17 protein-coding genes and 2 rRNA genes (1 of these 19 only partly in view) are annotated in these 18923 nt (G+C 39.9%); 13 read left to right on the forward strand and 6 right to left on the reverse strand.

Features of this window, described 5'->3' with window-relative positions; translation table 11 throughout:
- Positions 1-8 precede the first annotated feature (8 nt).
- From ACYVM0_RS09605 to ACYVM0_RS09625, 5 genes are read left to right on the forward strand one after another with little or no spacing between them, the layout of a single operon-like run.
- A complete protein-coding gene (locus tag ACYVM0_RS09605) occupies positions 9-239 on the forward strand; it encodes a hypothetical protein (RefSeq protein WP_460556020.1) in 231 nt (76 codons plus the stop codon).
- 19 nt (positions 240-258) lie between these two features.
- The gene (locus ACYVM0_RS09610; protein ID WP_460556023.1) at positions 259-1230 is read left to right on the forward strand and encodes a 4Fe-4S dicluster domain-containing protein; all 972 of its coding nucleotides are present in this window, start codon (positions 259-261) and stop codon (positions 1228-1230) included.
- A gap of 38 nt (positions 1231-1268) precedes the next feature.
- The gene (gene nrfD, locus ACYVM0_RS09615; protein ID WP_460556026.1) at positions 1269-2642 is read left to right on the forward strand and encodes an NrfD/PsrC family molybdoenzyme membrane anchor subunit; all 1374 of its coding nucleotides are present in this window, start codon (positions 1269-1271) and stop codon (positions 2640-2642) included.
- A 10-nt stretch (positions 2643-2652) separates the two neighbouring features.
- Positions 2653-3600, forward strand: coding sequence for a hypothetical protein (locus ACYVM0_RS09620; protein ID WP_460556029.1), 948 nt, complete (start codon positions 2653-2655; stop codon positions 3598-3600).
- A gap of 26 nt (positions 3601-3626) precedes the next feature.
- Positions 3627-4028, forward strand: a complete 402-nt coding sequence (locus ACYVM0_RS09625) for a c-type cytochrome (protein ID WP_460556032.1) — start codon at positions 3627-3629, stop codon at positions 4026-4028.
- A 92-nt stretch (positions 4029-4120) separates the two neighbouring features.
- On the opposite strand, the gene ACYVM0_RS09630 is transcribed toward ACYVM0_RS09625, so the two are convergent.
- Both ACYVM0_RS09630 and ACYVM0_RS09635 read right to left on the reverse strand, forming a co-directional pair.
- Entirely contained in the window at positions 4121-6889 is a 2769-nt protein-coding gene (locus tag ACYVM0_RS09630) for a 2-oxoglutarate dehydrogenase family protein (protein ID WP_460556035.1), read from the reverse strand.
- A 162-nt stretch (positions 6890-7051) separates the two neighbouring features.
- The gene (locus ACYVM0_RS09635) at positions 7052-7546 is read right to left on the reverse strand and encodes a paraquat-inducible protein A (protein ID WP_460556038.1); all 495 of its coding nucleotides are present in this window, start codon (positions 7544-7546) and stop codon (positions 7052-7054) included.
- A gap of 117 nt (positions 7547-7663) precedes the next feature.
- On the opposite strand from ACYVM0_RS09635, the gene rpsT reads away from it, so the two are divergent.
- Positions 7664-7918: a 30S ribosomal protein S20 gene (gene rpsT, locus ACYVM0_RS09640; RefSeq protein ID WP_460556041.1), complete on the forward strand. Its 255-nt coding sequence runs from the start codon at positions 7664-7666 to the stop codon at positions 7916-7918.
- A 221-nt stretch (positions 7919-8139) separates the two neighbouring features.
- Entirely contained in the window at positions 8140-8469 is a 330-nt protein-coding gene (locus ACYVM0_RS09645) for a hypothetical protein (protein ID WP_430989379.1), read from the forward strand.
- Positions 8470-8788: 319 nt separating this feature from the next.
- Here ACYVM0_RS09645 and ACYVM0_RS09650 read toward each other — a convergent pair whose 3' ends face one another.
- Positions 8789-9481, reverse strand: coding sequence for a response regulator transcription factor (locus ACYVM0_RS09650; RefSeq protein WP_460556044.1), 693 nt, complete (start codon positions 9479-9481; stop codon positions 8789-8791).
- A gap of 6 nt (positions 9482-9487) precedes the next feature.
- Positions 9488-10780: a sensor histidine kinase gene (locus ACYVM0_RS09655; protein WP_460556048.1), complete on the reverse strand. Its 1293-nt coding sequence runs from the start codon at positions 10778-10780 to the stop codon at positions 9488-9490.
- A gap of 141 nt (positions 10781-10921) precedes the next feature.
- On the opposite strand from ACYVM0_RS09655, the gene ACYVM0_RS09660 reads away from it, so the two are divergent.
- The 6 genes from ACYVM0_RS09660 (at position 10922) to ACYVM0_RS09685 (ending at position 15461) form a co-directional block, all read left to right on the forward strand.
- Positions 10922-12649: a M14 family metallopeptidase gene (locus ACYVM0_RS09660; protein ID WP_460556051.1), complete on the forward strand. Its 1728-nt coding sequence runs from the start codon at positions 10922-10924 to the stop codon at positions 12647-12649.
- 235 nt (positions 12650-12884) lie between these two features.
- Positions 12885-13238, forward strand: coding sequence for a 30S ribosomal protein S6 (gene rpsF / locus ACYVM0_RS09665; RefSeq protein ID WP_430989375.1), 354 nt, complete (start codon positions 12885-12887; stop codon positions 13236-13238).
- Between the two features lie 3 nt (positions 13239-13241).
- Positions 13242-13505, forward strand: coding sequence for a 30S ribosomal protein S18 (gene rpsR, locus ACYVM0_RS09670; protein WP_430989374.1), 264 nt, complete (start codon positions 13242-13244; stop codon positions 13503-13505).
- A 74-nt stretch (positions 13506-13579) separates the two neighbouring features.
- A complete protein-coding gene (rplI, locus tag ACYVM0_RS09675; RefSeq protein ID WP_430989373.1) occupies positions 13580-14026 on the forward strand; it encodes a 50S ribosomal protein L9 in 447 nt (148 codons plus the stop codon).
- Between the two features lie 294 nt (positions 14027-14320).
- Positions 14321-14749 carry an RNA recognition motif domain-containing protein gene (locus tag ACYVM0_RS09680; protein ID WP_460556056.1) on the forward strand — a complete coding sequence of 143 codons (429 nt, stop codon included), beginning with the start codon at positions 14321-14323 and terminating at the stop codon, positions 14747-14749.
- A gap of 139 nt (positions 14750-14888) precedes the next feature.
- Positions 14889-15461, forward strand: a complete 573-nt coding sequence (locus ACYVM0_RS09685; protein WP_460556058.1) for a TMEM175 family protein — start codon at positions 14889-14891, stop codon at positions 15459-15461.
- A 1507-nt stretch (positions 15462-16968) separates the two neighbouring features.
- Here the strand turns inward: ACYVM0_RS09685 and rrf are convergent.
- Positions 16969-17080: ribosomal RNA gene (gene rrf, locus ACYVM0_RS09690) — 5S ribosomal RNA — on the reverse strand.
- A 116-nt stretch (positions 17081-17196) separates the two neighbouring features.
- Positions 17197-18923, reverse strand: a 23S ribosomal RNA gene (locus tag ACYVM0_RS09695) (it continues 1152 nt past the right edge of the window).

The raw sequence follows: 18923 nt of genomic DNA on the forward strand, positions 1-18923 counted from the left end.
AACAGTATATGGGAGACAATAAAAAAGCTGAAGACAAATCCCGCCGGTGGTTTTTATCACTTTTATCTGCAACAGATAAAAAAACAACCAGGCCCGGTATGGTAAAAATGCTTACTGCCGAAGGTAAACTGGTGGAAATAGAACAAACAGTGCTTGATGCAGCAAAGAAAAACCAGAAAGCCACCAACAAAGAAATTTACGACTGGATGCAAAATCCTTCTAAAGAAAAAAATAGTTGAACCTAATCAAACCAACATCATGAAACAAGAAGATGAAATAGACAATAACAGCAGGCGGGGGTTTATTAAAACCGCTGCCGTGGTAACTGTTGCAGCAGCAGCCTGTGGCAGTTTAAACTGTTCCTGCTCATCAAAAAAAGCTCCTGCAGCTGAAAAAGTAAGATTATTATCACCCGATGGTGAAATAGTTGAAATTGATTCTGCTTACCTCAATCACCAGGAGAATATGGCGGTTTTATCACAACACGATCAAAGAGTAGGTATACCCGGAAAGAAATTTGTAATGGTGGTAGACCTGGCACGTTGTAAGAATGCACGCAAATGTGTATCTGCCTGCCAGAAACATCACTATCGCCCCGAAGATACAGAATGGCTTACCGTAAAACTAATGAAGGACAGCGACAACGCCGCACCTTATTGGTTTCCTAAACAGTGCTTTCACTGCGATAACCCTCCCTGCGTAAAAGTTTGCCCTGTTGATGCTACTTTCAAAAGACAAGATGGATTGGTGCTCATTGATAATGAACGTTGCATCGGCTGTAAATTTTGCATGGCTGCCTGCCCTTATTCAACACGTGTGTTCAACTGGGCCGAACCTGAAATGCCTTTCGAAATAAAAGGTCTTGCCTATAATGCCGAAACCGGTGTGCCTGCAAAAGTTGGCACAGTAGAAAAATGTGATTTCTGCCCGGACAGGTCAAGAGAAGGTTTACTGCCTCCTTGTGTAGAAGCATGCCCCAATGGTGTATTTTATTTTGGTGATGAAAATGAAGACACTGTTACCAACGGTGATGAAACCATCGGCTTTAAACAATTGATAAAAGACCGTGCAGCTTACAGGTTCCTGGAAGAACTGGGTACTAAACCAAGGGTTTATTATCTGCCTCCAAAAGACAGGCAATTCCCTGTAGAAAGAGGTTATGAAAACCTGCCTGATAAATTAAAAGCAAGGTTTAAAGATATCATTGAAGAGGAAAAGAAAAGACCTTAACGAAAGCGACATTTAATATCATTTAAAGCATACATTTTATGGAACTCAATACATACCAGCAGGAAGCCTTTAATTACCAAAGACCCAATATTGAAAAGTTTGGAAAAAAGAACCTGATATGGTCAGTTTTTTTTCTGCTTTGGATAATGGTGGGCGGCTATGCATTATACTTACAGATCAGCAAAGGGCACGTTGTTACAGGCATGAGGGATAATGTGGTGTGGGGCCTGTTCATCGTTAATTTTATATTTTTTATCGGCCTCAGTTATGCCGGTGCTATCATTGCAGGTTTGCTGCATTTATTTAAAGTGCCCTGGGGCAAACCCATTATCAGGTTAGCACAAATGATGACGGTGATATCTGTTATTGTAGGCCCGATATTTATTTTGTTGTGTGTAGGCCGCTTCGACAGGTTGCATCACTTGTTTATTTATCCGAGGATACAATCACCAATGACATGGGATGTACTCGCCATTATGACTTATTTTGTAGGCAGCATACTTTTTTTATACATGGCATTAATAAAAGATTTTGCGGTATATCGTGATGCTAAATTAAACATCCCTGCATGGAAACAAAAACTGTATAAAATATTAGCAATAGGTTACAGGGGTGCGGCAAGCCAGAAAAGGCATTTGATCATTTCCCAGAACTTACTGGCTATAATCATGATTCCCCTATCCATTATCGTTAGTTCAATCTTATCATGGATATTTGGTATGACGTTGAGGCCAGGCTGGCACAGTACCATCTTTGGGCCTTACTTTGTTTTAGGTGCTTTATACTCTGGTTGCGGAGTACTTATTGTTGCAATGTGGGTATACCGGAAAATGTACAAACTGGAAAACTATTTTACGGATAAACATTTTACCAATCTGGGTTATTGCCTGATGGTATTATCCGCCGGTTATGGCTATTTTACTTTCTCCGAATATTTTACCGATTGGTTTGGCTCTGCAAAATGGGATAGCGAAGTGATCAACAAACTATTTAATCCTGCGCAATATGGATGGTGGACGTTGTTTGCAAATTTCACCGGTATTATTATTCCTATTATTATTGTTGCACTTCCAAAAACCAGGAAACCAAACTGGATAGCACTGGCATCATTTTTTATGGTGATAGCACTTTGGGTTAAACGCTATTTAATCATTGTGCCTACATTAGAAACACCGGCTTTACCAATGGAGGATACAAGAATAGCTTATGTAAAATACTCAGCTACATGGCCTGAATGGGCTTTAACCTTTGCCGGCATTGCTACTTTCTTTTTATTCTTTACCATTATTTCAAAATTTGTGACCGTGGTACCGGTATCTGGTTTGGAAGAACCACATCACCCTCATGCACACGCACATCACGATCATCATGAGCAACCCGCCATACAAAAAGAAGTTATACAAACCGCTTAAAAGAAATTTTATGAAACAAGTTTCAATACTGAACCGATTAATAAAAAAAATGCAGCGGATGGTTATCCCGGCAGTATTATCAGCCATGCTGATTTTACCCGGCAATGCAACTGCACAAACAGACAGTACAAAAAAAGACGAACCGGCAGCCAAAGAAGAACCATCACTCATCTCTCCGTCTGCAGAATTCACCAGCATACAAAAGCCAGGCGATAGCATTGAATTAAAAGCCACACTTAAAGCAAAAATAAAAGGTACCTTTTTAAAATTGCCTTTGCTTAAAGTTACCTTTTTACAGGTAATTGATACCGCTACAGTAACCCTTGGCCATGCTATTACCGACAGAAACGGCGTTGCGGTTTTCAATTATAAAACTGCTGCTGTATCCGCAGACAAGGAAGGCAAAATTCATTTTAAAGCAGTATTTGCCGGTAACAAATCAATGGAAGCTGCCGAAGAAGAACTTGCTGTAAAAAGAGCAAGGCTGGATATTACAGCTGTAAAAGAAGATTCCGTTTTGAATGTAAAAATAAAATTGGTAGATTTAGGAAAGGACACACCTATTAAAGGCACCGTAGTGGGCATATTCGTTCACCGTTCTTTCAGCTTATTAAAAATTGGCGAAGGCACTACCGATGATGATGGCGAAGCCACTGTAGAAGTTCCTGCCAACCTTCCGGGAGATGCCGGCGGAAATATTACACTGGTGGCAAAGCTTGATGAAAATGAAACTTTTGGAAATCTTGAAGCGTCTGTAATACAAAAATGGGGCATACCGGTTTCCGATAAAATTGAAAACCAGCCCCGGGCCTTATGGAGCTCCCATCCGCCTTTATGGATGCTTATCACCTTCTTTATTTTAATGGGAATTGTATGGAGCCACTATGTTGTAATTGTGGTACAATTATTCAGGTTAAGAAAAGAAGAGCCACACACAGCAACTATTGCAAACACATAAAATTTTAATTCTTAAAACTAAAAAAAATGAAAAAGAAAATTCCTGCTCTCATTATTTGTTTTATAGCATTAGGCCTATTTGCCTTTGTTCCTAAAACATTCCAGAAAGACTGGCCGGTGCCAGATGCTTACAAAACAAAGGTTAATCCGCTTAAAGGTGATGCGGCTTCTGTTGCTACAGGAAAAGACCTGTACAACACCCATTGCAAATCATGCCATGGCACTAAAGGTAAAGGCGATGGCCCTAAGGCATCTCAGTTAGATACTGAATGTGGTGATTTCACAAAAGCTGCCTTCCAGTCACAAACTGATGGTGCGTTATTTTACAAAACTTTTGAAGGACGTAAAGACATGCCATCTTTCAAAAAGAAAATTACCGATGCCAATGGCATATGGGCTGTAGTAAACTACATGAGAACCTTAAAATAGTAATGTAAACTAAGTTTTAACTTTGAAGGTGTTTAAAAAAGAGGGCCGGTATTTTTACCAGCCCTCTTGATTTTAAAATAGGTAAAGCATTATTAAATGCTGAAAGCTGTATCAATGATCTGCGCCTGCTCTTTGGCATGCACTTTACTATAACCACTAGCCGTAGCCGCACTTGCCTGGCGGCTGATAATATAAAAATTAATATTTTTCAATGTCATCCTTAAAAAAGTAGCAGCCCCCATATTTAATGGTTCTTCCTGTACCCAGTACCAGATAGCTTTGCTGTATTTTTTATACAATTCATCCAGTTGTTTTTGTGGCAAAGGATGAATCTGTTCTAAACGAATGATGGCGATATCGGTCCTGTTTTCTTTCTGTTGCCTTTCCTGCAGGTCAAAATATATTTTACCGGAGCAGAATAATACTTTTTTAATTTCACCTGCATCTTTCACTCCTGTATCATCAATCACTTCCTTAAACCCTCCCGAAGTAAATTCAGTCATTAAACTATAAGAACCCGGGTGACGCAGGTTTGCTTTAGGAGAAAAATTGATCAATGGCTTTCTGAATGGCCAGGCCAGCTGTCTTCTCAACACATGGAAAAAGTTAGCTGCAGTAGTTACATTGGTCACCACCATATTCAACTCGGCACATTGCTGTAAAAAACGCTCCATCCTGGCACTGCTATGTTCCGGCCCCTGCCCTTCGTAACCATGCGGCAATAACATTACCACACCATTCATACGTTGCCATTTGGTTTCCGCAGCTGCTATAAACTGGTCTATCATGGTTTGGGCACCATTACAGAAATCACCAAACTGGGCTTCCCAAATTACCAGTGCATTAGGATTTGCCATGGCATAGCCATATTCAAAGCCCAGTACAGCATATTCACTCAACAAAGAATTATATATCCTGTAAGGCTGCTGTGTGCCCGAGAAATGATCCAGCCTGTTATAGCCGGTGTTATTAGTCTCGTCGTATATAACCGCATGCCTGTGGCTGAAAGTGCCCCTCTTAACGTCCTGTCCGCTCATACGCACATCCTTGCCTTCCACCAGCAAACTGCCGTAGGCTATTAACTCTCCGGTAGCCCAATCCACCTTCTTTTCATCACTATACAATTTCAGTTTATCCTGTATCAGTTTATCTATCTTACGCAATGGCTTAAACCCTTCCGGCCATTTCATTAAACCATCAAACAACATTTTAAATTCCTCTTCTTTAATGGCAGTTATGGGAGATACTTCAAAGTCATCGGCCTTTGCCTTACGTAAACTCTTCCATACAATTTCGGGCTGCTGGTAGTGATAAGGCAGGGGATTTTGTTTCACTTCATCCAGCCGCTCCTGTAACTCTGCCAGAAACTTCTGCTCCATTTCCTTTGCCAGGTCTTTTGCATCCGCTTCTCCATTCTCGATCAGGTATTGTGTATATACTTCCCTCGGATTAAGATGTTTTTCAATTAAGGCGTACAACTGCGGCTGTGTAAACTTCGGTTCATCGCCCTCGTTATGTCCATGCCTGCGGTAGCAAACCATATCAATAAAAATATCGCTGTTAAATTCCTGGCGGTATAAAGTTGCAATTTCTGCAGCTTTTACCACGGCTTCTGCATCATCTCCGTTTACGTGTAATACAGGCGCCTGCACCATGGCTGCAACGGATGTACAATAATCAGCGGTACGGGCATCTTCAAAATCGGTAGTAAAACCAATCTGGTTATTGATAACAAAATGTATGGTACCGCCTGTATAATAACCCGGCAAACCACTCATTTGTAATAGTTCATACACAATACCCTGGCCGGCCACAGAAGCATCGCCATGAATGAGGATGGGTAATATTTTATCGTAATCACTTTTGTATAAAATATCAGCTTTACTTCTTGCAAAACCCACCACTACCGGATCTACCGCTTCTAAATGCGAAGGGTTAGGACAAAGTTTTAAATGAATATTTTTTTCATTAGCCGTGGTTACTTCACTGCTAAAACCCAAATGGTATTTTACGTCACCGCTACCCATTGTAGTATCCGGTACATTTGTTCCTTCAAATTCACTGAATATCTGTTCATACGTTTTACCCATGATATTGGCCAGCACATTCAGCCTTCCCCTGTGCGCCATGCCAATTACCACTTCCTGTACATTGTTATCAGCAGCAGTTGTTATTATTGCATCCAATGCAGCAATAGTAGTTTCGCCACCTTCAAGGCTAAAGCGTTTTTGACCTATATATTTTGTGTGTAAAAACTTTTCGAACATTACGCCTTCATTCAATTTTTGAAGAATGCGTTTTTTTTGCGGCAGGCCAACCGGCTGCAACATGGTTTTCTCTACAGCACTGGTTAACCAGTCTATTTTCTTTTGATTACTGATGTATTTGAATTCTATGCCTAAATGCCCGGTGTAGCATTTTTCTAAATGTTCAATTATATTTTTGAGTGTGGTTGTACCAAGGCCTATAAGGTTACCGGCATTAAAAGTTTTATTAAGGTCTGCGTCTGTAAAGCCATAAAACTCTAAGTCAATATTGGCGCCCCTGTCTTTACGCTTACGTATAGGATTGGTATCTGCCAGCAGATGGCCCTTATTTCTGTAGCCTAGTATCATACGGTACACCCTTATCTCACTCATCCAATCGATCTGGCTGTTTGATGATGACTGCTCGTTGATAGTTGATACAGTAGTAGCCGCTGTAGTACCATTTACTTTGGCACCACTACTTACTGCAAAATCAAATCCTTCAAAAAATTTACGCATTTCAGCATCCACGCTATTGGGATCCTTTACAAAATCATTGTACAAACCTTCAATGTAACCGGGGTGAGAGTTAGTGATGTATTGAAAATCCTTCATAATAAACTGGGGTAATTTTTTAGAGCCCGGCAGCAGATATTCTATTGGCTTCAGTGTCGTTGCATGGTACATCCCGATCGGAGGAACACTTCAAGGGCAACAAACTACTGAACAAGAACCTTCAACCCAAAGCCTTTTTTATAAGTATGCAAATATCGTTAATTATGCATTAGAAGTTTCAGGCTTTTTGATGATTTTTCCTGACAGCAGTACTATAATGGCGCTTAATATTACATATCCTGTAAAACAGTAAAAGCCAATTTCAAGGTTGGCCTTTGTATTTTCCATAGCCGTGGCCCCTAAAAAAGCTACCAGGATGCTGATGGCAAACACATCTGCCATAGCCCATTTACTGATGGCGTTTACAAAACCAAACCAGCCCGGGTGGGCATTTTTAACCGCCAGCAAATAAAAAATTACTGCCGATTTTACCAGTGGCACCACAATTCCAAATAAAAAAATGAGTAAAAAAGGCCAGTAATTGCCACTGTGCCACAAGGTTTGCAATGTACCCAGCACACTCCGGTCTTCATTAAAAAGACTGAGGTTTACTATAAAATGGGCACTGATCTCTATATGCAGCATATCTTTAACCCATCCAAAACCCAGTAAAACAAGGGAAACTATATGTAAAAAAAGTAATAACAGGCGGTTCATACAATTATTTAAAGGGTAAAATAGCTAAAAATGAGGCTACTCCAAAAATTATTCATTATTAATTATTCAATTATCAATTATTTCTCCCTATCTTTGCAGCCCAAAAAATAGATTTAAATGGCAAACCATTCAGCTACTAAAAAAGATGTGCGTCAGAGTACAAAGCGTAACGAACGTAACCGCTATTACGGTAAAACAACCCGTAATGCAATACGTGATTTAAAAGCAGGCGATAAAGCTGTTGCAACAGAACAATTTCCAAAAGTTGCTTCAATGATCGACAGGCTGGCAAAACGCGGCACCATCCATAAAAACAAAGCTGCTAACTTAAAAAGCAAACTGGCTAAAAGAGTTAACGCACTGGCTAAATAATACTGCCTTCAAAATAATTTACAGCAACCCGTCTTATGACGGGTTTTTTATTGCATCCATTTCCTAATCTCACCGCCAAAAGGCCGCATAACCAAAGCAATTATAGTGTTTTATAACTTTGTTAACCTTGGTTAAGCGCAAGTTAACTGTGTCACCAGCAGCAGTTTTGCCAAATCAAATTTGTAAACTTGTTTATTATTCATTTCAACAATTTTACCATCATGAAAAAATTATTGTTATCAGCCCTTGCGCTGGTAGGATTCGCCAGCTTATCGATTGCACAAACAGGAGCCAAAGCAGCTGCGCCGGCAGCTAAACCCAAAATGGAAGCAGTAAAAAAAGAAACTGCAAAACCCGCTACTACAGCTAAAGTGGTAAGCATGCCCGCTGCAAAAACAGCCGCTACGCCAGCTGCTGCCGGGCCAATGAAAAAAGACGGTACTCCGGATAAAAGATTTAAAGCCAACAAAGCTGCCGCCCCTGCTGCTACAGGCCCCGTTAAAAAAGACGGTACCCCGGACAAAAGATTTAAGGCTAACAAAAAAGGCTAAGCATCCAAAAAACTACAATAAAAACCACCAACCGGTGGTTTTTATTTTTCCCGTATCTTTTTATTTTTGACGCAAATGGTAAATGTATTTAACTGTAAGGCCTGGGAAGAATGAAATGGTAACTAGAAAGGATAACACGTAAAACATAAAAAAGGGTATTTAAAAAATACCCTTTAAACCATATTGAAAAACCACCAAAGCATATGGTACTGTTATATGAAACACAAACATACTCTGCACTTTGGTTAAGCCGAATTAATATTGGTTAAACAGGGGTTAAGCAAATGTTAACCCCAAAAAAACTACAGCATTGACATTTTTACTGGGGAATTGTAAAACGAAAGCCCATGCCGTGTATCGTTTCCAGCACAATCGAAGGATCTGCTTTTAACAGCTTGCGTATCTTTGTCATAAACACATCCATGCTTCTTCCTAAAAAATAATCATCCTTACCCCAAACTGCGGTTAATATCTCATCACGTTTTAAAATTTTATTGGGGTGCAGGCATAGGAATTTTAATAACTCCGCTTCTTTTTGCGTAATGGTTATAGTACCCTCTGGTGTGATCATCTTTAAATTAGTAAACTGAAAATGAATTTTACCAACGGAAAATTCCTGTAAATTATCAGCAAACATTTTTTTGGTGCGTCGTAAAAACACTTCCATTTTCAACAACAATTCCTGCATTTGAAAAGGTTTTACAATGTAATCATCGGCACCCCTGTGGTATCCTTCAATTTTATCTTCCAGCAATGCCTTCGTACTGATAAAAATAATGGGCACTATATCAGTTTGTTGTCTTATTTTTTTTGCAACCGTAAAACCGTCCTTTACCGGCATCATAATATCAAGCAGGCAAATATCAAATTTATCCTTATCAAACAGGTCAATTGCCTGTTGCCCATCCGTACAATGAAACACCGAATATCCTTCATCTTCAAGTGTATCTTTCATCACATCTCCTAAGTGAATATCATCTTCTGCAAGTAAAACCCGGCCTTTTATTTCCATGATAGTTTAATTAATGGGTAAAATAATCTTGAATTCAGTTCCAATCCCTTCCACGCTGTTTACTTCTACCAATCCATGATGCAATTCTATAATTTTTTTCACAAAATACAAACCTAATCCAAGCCCTTTGGCATTATGGATATTCCCATTCTGTGCACGGTAAAACTTTTTAAATATTTTTTGTTGCTCTGCTGCTGCTATTCCCACACCATTATCTTTTACGCTGATAACATATTTAAAATGCTGCATCCCCGTGGTAATTATAATTTTAGGTGTTTCCGAATATTTAACCGCATTGCTGATAATATTAAAAATGGCTAAATACAGGTTGTCACTATCGGCCATAATGGCTTCATTCATTTCTTCAGGTTCCTCAAAAATGATCCTGCCGTTCTTTTGCAATACAATAGGCTCTAACTGAACAATAGCTCTTTTTATCAGTTCTTCGGGGTGAACAGCGGTTTTATCAAGCGTTAGATGATAGGATTCTGTAACCACTGTTTTTACCAGGGTTTGAATATGTTTTTTCAAATACTCATTCTGGTATTTGATAGATGCTACATACTTATTATATTTTTCGGGGTTAGCTGCAATACCCGGCTTTTGCAAAGCATCTGTAGAAAGATCTATCACCGTTAACGGTGTACTGAATTCATGTGTAACATTATTGATAAAATCTTTTTGAATATCATTCAGAAATTTTTGCCGGTACAAATAATAGATACTGGCCCCAAGGCCAATCAGCAAAAGCAATAACAGGATGATCGTAAATATCCAGTTACTCATATTACCCAGTATATAACTGCTCCGGTTAGGAAAATTAAGATACACAAAAGAATAATCCTTTACAGAATTGGGAGCATCAACATCAATGGAAACTGGATGAATTGATGCAGCTGTTGGCAAAAATGCCTCGTACACATATTTTTTAGTACTATCATCGTAAGCCGCCACTTTACAATCGGTGTACACTTTAAAATCATCAAACTCATTCATCAATGCGTTGATAAGCGTATCTCTTGGCGGAACATCATCTACCCTGAAAATAAAAGTATTCTCATTAGGGCTCTCAATTAATTTAGTAAGATTAGTGCCGGGCTCATCTGCCAGGTCAAGATCTTCATAAAGCCCACGGATACATTTTACTACTGAAGTCCTGAATTCTTTTTTCTCAAAAGAATAAGTCTTATTAAGCCAATGCATCTGCAGGCCGATAATAACAGCAATTAAAATTGTAGTAATAAAAATTATTAACCTTGTAGCAGATGACCTCATAATTTCCTTTAAGATACTCCGCAAAATTCAAATTTAAATCACATAGCCCTGCATTGTTTAAAGTTAATTACTGGTTAATGGTTTTTAGCAGTCGCTGTTATTTTTTTATAAACGGCTTCCGGCAAAGAAAAAATCATTGTAGCTTCACCAAAACTTATCAACGCAATGAGAAAAACAGTCCTCTTCTTTTCAGTTATCTTCTTTATTTTTCATACTACCAGTGCCCAGCAATGCCGCTTCGAAAAAACCAATGGCCTCGAAAGTGCCACCTACTTTGAAGCTATTGACTGGTATAAAAAATTAGATCAACAATCTGCGATGGTAATGGTAAAAGAGATGGGCATGAGCGATGCAGGCTATCCTCTGCATATTGTACTGGTGAGTAAAGATGGAAAATTTGATCCTGCACAATGGCATAAACAAAACAAAGCTGTTATTCTTATCAATAATGGTATTCATCCCGGAGAACCTGATGGTATTGATGCAAGCATGATGCTGGTAAGAGATATTATATTGGGCAAAGTTCAGCTTCCTGGCAATATTGCACTGGCATTTATTCCTGTATATAATATTGGCGGATGCCTTAACCGGAATGCCTATTCAAGGGCCAATCAAAATGGCCCTGAGGAATATGGTTTTCGTGGCAATGCACAAAACCTCGACCTTAACAGGGACTTTACAAAATGCGACAGCAGGGAAGCAAGGTCATTTGCACAAATTTTTCATTTACTCGATCCCGATATCTTAATGGATAATCACGTAAGCGATGGCGCCGATTACCAACATACTATGACGTTGCTTACTACTCAATACAATAAGCTGGGTGCCGGTTTAGGCGAATGGCTGAAAAATAGTTTTGAACCGCAATTGTATAAAGGCATGGCAGAAAAAAAATGGGATATGGTGCCCTATGTAAATTTTGAAACTGAAACACCGGATAAAGGAATGGAAATGTTTTACGATCCGCCACGCTATTCTTCAGGTTATGCAGCTTTATTTCAAACCATCGGCTTTGTACCGGAAACGCATATGCTAAAACCATTTAAAGACAGGGTGCTTTCCACCTATGCTTTAATGCAAACAATGATTGAAAAAACTGCCGCCAATGCCGGTGAACTAATTGCACAACGTAAAAATGCAAGGGCAGAAGTGATAAAAGAGAAAAACCGGGCTTTAAGTTGGGCTGTAGATACTACACAAAATTCAATAATCACTTTTAAAGGATATGAACAAGGTTTTAAACCAAGTAATGCCACAGGCTTGCAAAGAATGTTTTACGACAGAAGCAAACCATTTACCAAACAAGTAAGATTTTTCAATGTATTTAAACCTTCCAATGTTGTAACTGCTCCTTCTGCATATATCATTCCGCAAGGTTGGTATGCCGCAGTTGATTTATTAAAGCTGAACAATGTGATCGTAAAACAATTCAGCAATGATACTTTAATAGAAGTAGAAGCATATCACATTGATGATTACAAAAGCCTTCCCCGTCCTTATGAAAAGCACCATAAAAATTCTGCTGTAAAAATTACGGCCCTAAAACAAAAAATAAAATTTTTAAAAGGAGATTATCTTATACCGATGAATCAAAGCGCCAATCGCTACATCGTAGAAATGCTGGAGCCAACCGGCGATGACAGTTTTTTTGCCTGGAATTTTTTTGATGCCGTACTGCAGCAAAAAGAAGGATATAGCGATTACCGCTGGGAAGACCTCGCTGCAGAAGTGCTGCAAAAAAATCCGGACTTGAAAAATAAATTGGAGGAAAAGAAAAAAGCAGACCCCAAATTTGCTTCCAGCGGGCCTGCCCAGCTTGATTTTATCTATAAAAACTCGCCTTACTACGAACCAGGACATAACCGTTACCCTGTTTACAGGCTGGTAAATTAACCGGGTTGTATAAATAGTACCTTCCTACACCGCTGGTTTTAAGCCGGTTAAGCACTGTTTTGCATACTGGTTTCAAAACAATGCCTGATATGGTACCTCCGTTGGTAAACAACCGTTCAATACGCACTAAAATTATCTGTTATTCATTACCTCATTATCCATTAAAAAGCTTACCTTTGCTGCCCGTTTAAAACGAACGGGAATAAACAATTTTTTAAACAACAAAACAAGGGAAATGAACAATTACGAATTGATGGTGATTTTTACCCCTGTACTATCTGACGACGAATTTAAAGCCGCTCAGAAAAAATATGCTGACCTCGTTGTAGAAAACGGTGGTGAAGTTGTGTACAGTAACCCATGGGGATTAAAATCACTGGCCTATCCCATTGCTAAAAAGACCACTGGTCTTTATTGGGTAATGGAGTATAAAGCGCCATCCAGCTTCAATGAAAAGTTGAAAATTCAACTTTTACGTGACGAATCTCAGATGCGTCACATGTACACTGCACTCGACAAGTACGCCGTTGAGTACAATGCCAAAAAGAAAAGTGGCGGCAAATTTACTAACGAAAAATCCGAAGCTTAAGCCATGGCAAAAAATGAAATAAAATACCTTACTGCCATTAAGCAGGAAAAGCGTCCAAAAAAATATTGCCGCTTTAAAAAAATGGGTATCCATTATATCGATTATAAGGATGCTGAATTTTTAAAAAAATTCATTAACGAACAAGGAAGATTATTGCCACGCCGTATTACAGGAAACTCTTTAAAGTTTCAGCGTAAAGTAGGTGATGCAGTAAAAAAAGCCCGTCAAATGGCCATTCTGCCTTACGTTACAGATTTATTGAAATAATTTTTTTTCACCACCCTAACCTTTTAGTAGGGAAAGTCCCGAAAGCTTTCGGAATTGGGTAAAAATGCAAAACAATGCAGGTAATATTAATACAGGATGTAAATAATTTAGGCGGTGTAAACGAACTGGTAACAGTAAAAAACGGTTATGGCCGTAACTATCTTATTCCTCAAAAAATGGCTGTAGAAGCAAGTCCTTCCAACGTGAAAATGATGGAAGAAAAAAAGAAACAACAAGCTAAAAAAGAAGCTAAATTATTGGCTGAATTGAATAGCGTAATTGCTGTTTTACAAAATGGTGCTTTAAAAATTGGTGCTAAAACCGGTACCAGTGGCAAAATATTTGGTAGCGTAACTTCTGTTCAGATAGCTCGTGCTATTAAAGATCAAAAAGGTTATGAGATCGATCGCCGCCGCATCACTATCATTGATGATGTAAAAGAATTAGGTACATACAAAGCAAAAATTGACTTTGGTAACGGTAACGAAACTGAGGTTGAATTTGAAGTAATATCTGAATAAGTTTAGATTTATTCCGGAAATTGTACTAAAAAATCCGTCCCTACCAGGGCGGATTTTTTAGTACAAACAATTGTTTGTTAAACCCTTAGATAACCACTGCAAAGCGGCGGAACCATGATTTTTTAAATTTTTATGCTTTTATAACAATATATGAACAAAACCCCTATCTTTATGAGGAATTAATGGTTTTAGTTTTTCGCTATTGGCTGAAGTAGCTTTTTTACAAGTCCGATTCAGTTCATTGTTCAACTAAGTCATTATCGTTTTTTATTTATTTATTTAAAAGTTTTTACAATGAACATTTATGTAGGAAATCTAAGTTGGTCAATGACTGATGATGATTTAATGAATCTCTTCACAGAACACGGTAGCGTAACTAGCGCAAAAATTCTTAAAGACAAAATGAACGGCCGCAGTAAAGGTTTTGGTTTTGTTGAAATGGAAGACGATGAAGCTGCTAAAGCTGCAATCGCTGCATTAAACGAAACTGAAGTTCAGGGTCGTAAATTAATCGTAAACGAATCTCAACCACGCCAGGAAGGCGGTGGCGGCGGTGGCTACAAGAAAAGTGGCGGCGGCGGTTACGGCGGTGGTGGTAGCAGAGGCGGCGGTTACGGCGGTGGCGGTAACAGAGGCGGCGGCGGTGGTTATGGCGGCGGCGGTAACAGAGGCGGCGGCAGAAGCGGCGGCGGTTACGGCGGTGGCGGTAACAGAGATTATTAATATTATAAAAATAAACTCATATCAAATCCCTTCAGCAATGAAGGGATTTTTATTTTTACCTGGTAGTAAAAATAACAGGGCAAAATATACCTGCAATTAACTGCAGCAAATTATATTGCGCTTTATAAACATAACACTTATGGGTAAAGGCAGGTTGGAAGCATTTAGTGATGGCGTTATTGCAATCATTATTACAATTATGGTTTTAGAAATGAAAGTGCCTCATGGTAATACACCGGAAGCATTGCTTCCTCTACTACCAACATTTTTTAGTTATGTACTGAGTTTTATAAATATTGGTATCTATTGGAATAATCATCATCATATGTTGCACACCGTTCACAAAGTAACGGGAACAGTACTTTGGAATAATATACACCTGCTTTTCTGGTTGTCTTTATTTCCCTTTGCCACAGCCTGGATGGGTGAAAATCATTTTAGTACCTGGCCGGTAGCTTTGTATGGATTTATTGCCATGATGGCGGGAATTGCTTATTACTTTTTAGCACATTGCCTTGCAGATATCCAGGGTAAGGATTCGTTACTTGCAAAAGCCCTGGGCAAAGACCGTAAAGGAATTCTTTCCGTTATATTTTATATTGTTGGTATCGGGCTTTCCTTTATTAATTCATGGCTTGGTTTTTCTATGTATTTACTTGTGGCTGCAGTATGGTTTATTCCCGACCGGCGAATTGAGAAAAAAGTTGAATAAAGCTGTCTTGTTTATTATTGCTAACCTCTGCTTACAAAGAGTTTTCTTTCTCTTGTCCAAAATACCCAGCGGAATACTATTCAGTAGTTCTGGTAATCTTTTAATCTTCTGAATTTAAATTGTACGGGATGATATTGTAAGTTCCCGCCCAATCGAAATACACTACCATTACACTTATTTAAAAAACATCTCTTTTAGCAGGTGATCAGATTAACCCGCTATAAATACAGAGAAACAGAAAGGCAGGTAACAAAAAAACTGCCCATAGTTCCACGCCATTCTCCTTTATCAAAAAGAGTAATAACAATTCCGATAACATATACTTTATGGATGTACATCTACATGCTAATCTGCTCCGGCAGATCTACCAGGAAAGGGACAGGCTTAATCATTAAAGAAAAAAGAGACATTGGTAAAACAAAAAGTCCCTCCGTTTCCCGAAAAGCTTTTCAAATGAACATGGCAGCTACCTGCTCTCCTCCCCAACAGGTTGGGGACAATACCATAAGCAGTCAGTATCTTTCAAATGACACAAATAAAAAAGCCCCTCAGTAAACTGAAGGGCTTTAAATGAATATGGCAGCTACCTACTCTCTTCCCCAACACGTTGGGGACAATACCATCAGCAGCCAGTATCTTTCAAATAACACAAATAAAAAAGCCCCTCAGTAAACTGAAGGGCTTTAAATGAATATGGCAGCTACCTACTCTCCTCCCCAACAAGTTGGGACACACCATCACCAGCCAGTATCTTTCAAATGACACAAATAAAAAAGCCCCTCAGTAAACTGAAGGGCTTTAAATGAATATGGCAGCTACCTACTCTCCTCCCCAACAAGTTGGGGACAGTACCATCACCAGCCAGTATCTTTCAAATGACACAAATAAAAAAGCCCCTCAGTAAACTGAAGGGCTTTAAATGAATATGGCAGCTACCTACTCTCCTCCCCAACACGTTGGGGACAATACCATCAGCAGCCAGTATCTTTCAAATGACTCAAATAAAAAAGCCCCTCAGTAAACTGAGGGGCTTTAAATGAATATGGCAGCTACCTACTCTCCTCCCCAACACGTTGGGGACAATACCATCAGCAGCCAGTATCTTTCAAATGACACAAATAAAAAAGCCCCTCAGTAAACTGAAGGGCTTTAAATGAATATGGCAGCTACCTACTCTCCTCCCCAACACGTTGGGGACAATACCATCAGCAGCCAGTATCTTTCAAATGACACAAATAAAAAAGCCCCTCAGTAAACTGAAGGGCTTTAAATGAATATGGCAGCTACCTACTCTCCTCCCCAACACGTTGGGGACAATACCATCAGCAGTCAGTATCTTTCAGATGACTTAAATAAAAAAGCCCCTCAGTAAACTGAAGGGCTTTAAATGAATATGGCAGCTACCTACTCTCCTCCCCAACAAGTTGGGGACACACCATCACCAGCCAGTATCTTTCAAATGACACAAATAAAAAAGCCCCTCAGTAAACTGAAGGGCTTTAAATGAATATGGCAGCTACCTACTCTCCCACATTGTTGTGCAGTACCATCGGCCATGAGGGGCTTAACTTCTCTGTTCGGTATGGGAAGAGGTGAACACCCTCGGCAAAACCACCATAAGACGGTCATGTCGAGCTGATTAAAAAGATAACCAGTGACAATAAATAATATAACATATTGGGATAAGTTGTAAAGAAGAGTAATTAAATATAATTATTTCTCCTAAGAAAAATAAAAAATAAAGCTTACGGGCAATTAGTACTACTCGGCTTTGATGTTACCACCTGTATACCTATAGCCTATCAACGTCGTAGTCTCCGACGACCCTTAAAAGTAAACTCATCTTGAGGAAGGTTTCACGCTTAGATGCTTTCAGCGTTTATCCTGGCCGTTCATAGCTACTCTGCATTGCACCTGGCGGCACAACAGATACACCAGCGGAACGTACGACCCGGTCCTCTCGTACTAAGGTCATGTCCTCTCAATTTACTAGCGCCCATCACAGATAGGGACCGAACTGTCTTGCGACGTTCTGAACCCAGTTCACGTGCCACTTTAATCGGCGAACAGCCGAACCCTTGGGACCTTCTCCAGCCCCAGGATGTGACGAACCGACATCGAGGTGCCAAACCTCACCGTCGATATGAGCTCTTGGGTGAGATCAGCCTGTTATCCCCAGAGTACCTTTTATCCTTTGAGCGACGGCCCTTCCATACAGAACCGCCGGATCACTTTAGCCGACTTTCGTCCCTGCTCGACATGTATGTCTCACAGTCAAGCTCCCTTATACTAATACGCTCTATGTACGATTACCAACCGTACTGAGGGAACCTTTGCAAGCCTCCGTTACATTTTAGGAGGCGACCACCCCAGTCAAACTACCCACCATGCACTGTTTCCCGTTAGGGATTAGATTCTAAATGTTTAAAGGTTGGTATTTCAACGACGACTCCATGATGCCTAGCGACACCACTTCAAAGTCTCCCAACTATCCTACACATCAAAAATTCAAAATCAATGCAAAGTTGTAGTGAAGGTTCATGGGGTCTTTCCGTCCCGTGACGGGTAACCGGCATCTTCACCGATACTACAATTTCACCGGGCTCTTGGAGGAGACAGTGTACAACTCATTAGACCATTCGTGCAGGTCGGAACTTACCCGACAAGGAATTTCGCTACCTTAGGACCGTTATAGTTACGGCCGCCGTTTACTGGGGCTTCAGTCAGAAGCTTTGGCTTGCGCCGAACATCCTTCCTTAACCTTCCAGCACCGGGCAGGTATCAGGCTCTATACGTCATCTTTCGATTTTGCAGGGCCCTGTGTTTTTGCTAAACAGTTGGTTGTACCATTTTACTGAGACCGACCGAAATCGGTACGCTTTATCCCGAAGTTACAGCGTTAATTTGCCTAGTTCCTTCTCCAAGGCTCACCCGAGCGCCTTAGAATACTCATCCCACCCACCTGTGTCGGTTTACGGTACGGGCTGCTATAGTCATAACTTAGAGGTTTTTCTCGGAGGTTTGATTAGGATCACTATCAGCGCTGCCGAAGCTTTGCTGTACTATCAGGTTCGCCAAGCTGTGCGGATTTACCTACACTGCCTATAACTACACCCTTTAACGTTCTATTCCGTAAGAACGCGGATCTTTCACTACCTCGTCACCCCATCGAAACTATAGTAGGTGTTGGAATATTAACCAACTTTCCATCAGCTACCCCTTTCGGGTTTGCCTAAGGACCCGACTAACCCTGATCTGATTAACATTGATCAGGAAACCTTGGGTTTACGGCGTTAATGTTTTTCACATTAATTATCGTTACTTATGCCTACATTTTCTTTTGAAATCGCTCCAGCATGAGTCGCCTCACACCTTCGCAGCAGATTTCAATGCTCCCCTACCACACACATCTCAAAGATGCGGTTTAGAACTTCGGTTCATGGTTTGATGCCCGATTATTTT

The sequence above is a fragment of the Ferruginibacter profundus genome, from assembly GCF_054783275.1.

Excerpts from the sequence above, each read along its gene's own strand:
- ACYVM0_RS09605 (WP_460556020.1), top strand. The coding sequence starts at position 9 with ATGGGAGACAATAAAAAAGCTGAAGACAAATCCCGCCGGTGGTTTTTA.
- ACYVM0_RS09610 (WP_460556023.1), top strand. The coding sequence starts at position 259 with ATGAAACAAGAAGATGAAATAGACAATAACAGCAGGCGGGGGTTTATT.
- nrfD (WP_460556026.1), top strand. The coding sequence starts at position 1,269 with ATGGAACTCAATACATACCAGCAGGAAGCCTTTAATTACCAAAGACCC.
- ACYVM0_RS09620 (WP_460556029.1), top strand. The coding sequence starts at position 2,653 with ATGAAACAAGTTTCAATACTGAACCGATTAATAAAAAAAATGCAGCGG.
- ACYVM0_RS09625 (WP_460556032.1), top strand. The coding sequence starts at position 3,627 with ATGAAAAAGAAAATTCCTGCTCTCATTATTTGTTTTATAGCATTAGGC.
- ACYVM0_RS09630 (WP_460556035.1), bottom strand. The coding sequence starts at position 6,889 with ATGAAGGATTTTCAATACATCACTAACTCTCACCCCGGTTACATTGAA.
- ACYVM0_RS09635 (WP_460556038.1), bottom strand. The coding sequence starts at position 7,546 with ATGAACCGCCTGTTATTACTTTTTTTACATATAGTTTCCCTTGTTTTA.
- rpsT (WP_460556041.1), top strand. The coding sequence starts at position 7,664 with ATGGCAAACCATTCAGCTACTAAAAAAGATGTGCGTCAGAGTACAAAG.
- ACYVM0_RS09645 (WP_430989379.1), top strand. The coding sequence starts at position 8,140 with ATGAAAAAATTATTGTTATCAGCCCTTGCGCTGGTAGGATTCGCCAGC.
- ACYVM0_RS09650 (WP_460556044.1), bottom strand. The coding sequence starts at position 9,481 with ATGGAAATAAAAGGCCGGGTTTTACTTGCAGAAGATGATATTCACTTA.
- ACYVM0_RS09660 (WP_460556051.1), top strand. The coding sequence starts at position 10,922 with ATGAGAAAAACAGTCCTCTTCTTTTCAGTTATCTTCTTTATTTTTCAT.
- rpsF (WP_430989375.1), top strand. The coding sequence starts at position 12,885 with ATGAACAATTACGAATTGATGGTGATTTTTACCCCTGTACTATCTGAC.
- rpsR (WP_430989374.1), top strand. The coding sequence starts at position 13,242 with ATGGCAAAAAATGAAATAAAATACCTTACTGCCATTAAGCAGGAAAAG.
- rplI (WP_430989373.1), top strand. The coding sequence starts at position 13,580 with ATGCAGGTAATATTAATACAGGATGTAAATAATTTAGGCGGTGTAAAC.
- ACYVM0_RS09680 (WP_460556056.1), top strand. The coding sequence starts at position 14,321 with ATGAACATTTATGTAGGAAATCTAAGTTGGTCAATGACTGATGATGAT.
- ACYVM0_RS09685 (WP_460556058.1), top strand. The coding sequence starts at position 14,889 with ATGGGTAAAGGCAGGTTGGAAGCATTTAGTGATGGCGTTATTGCAATC.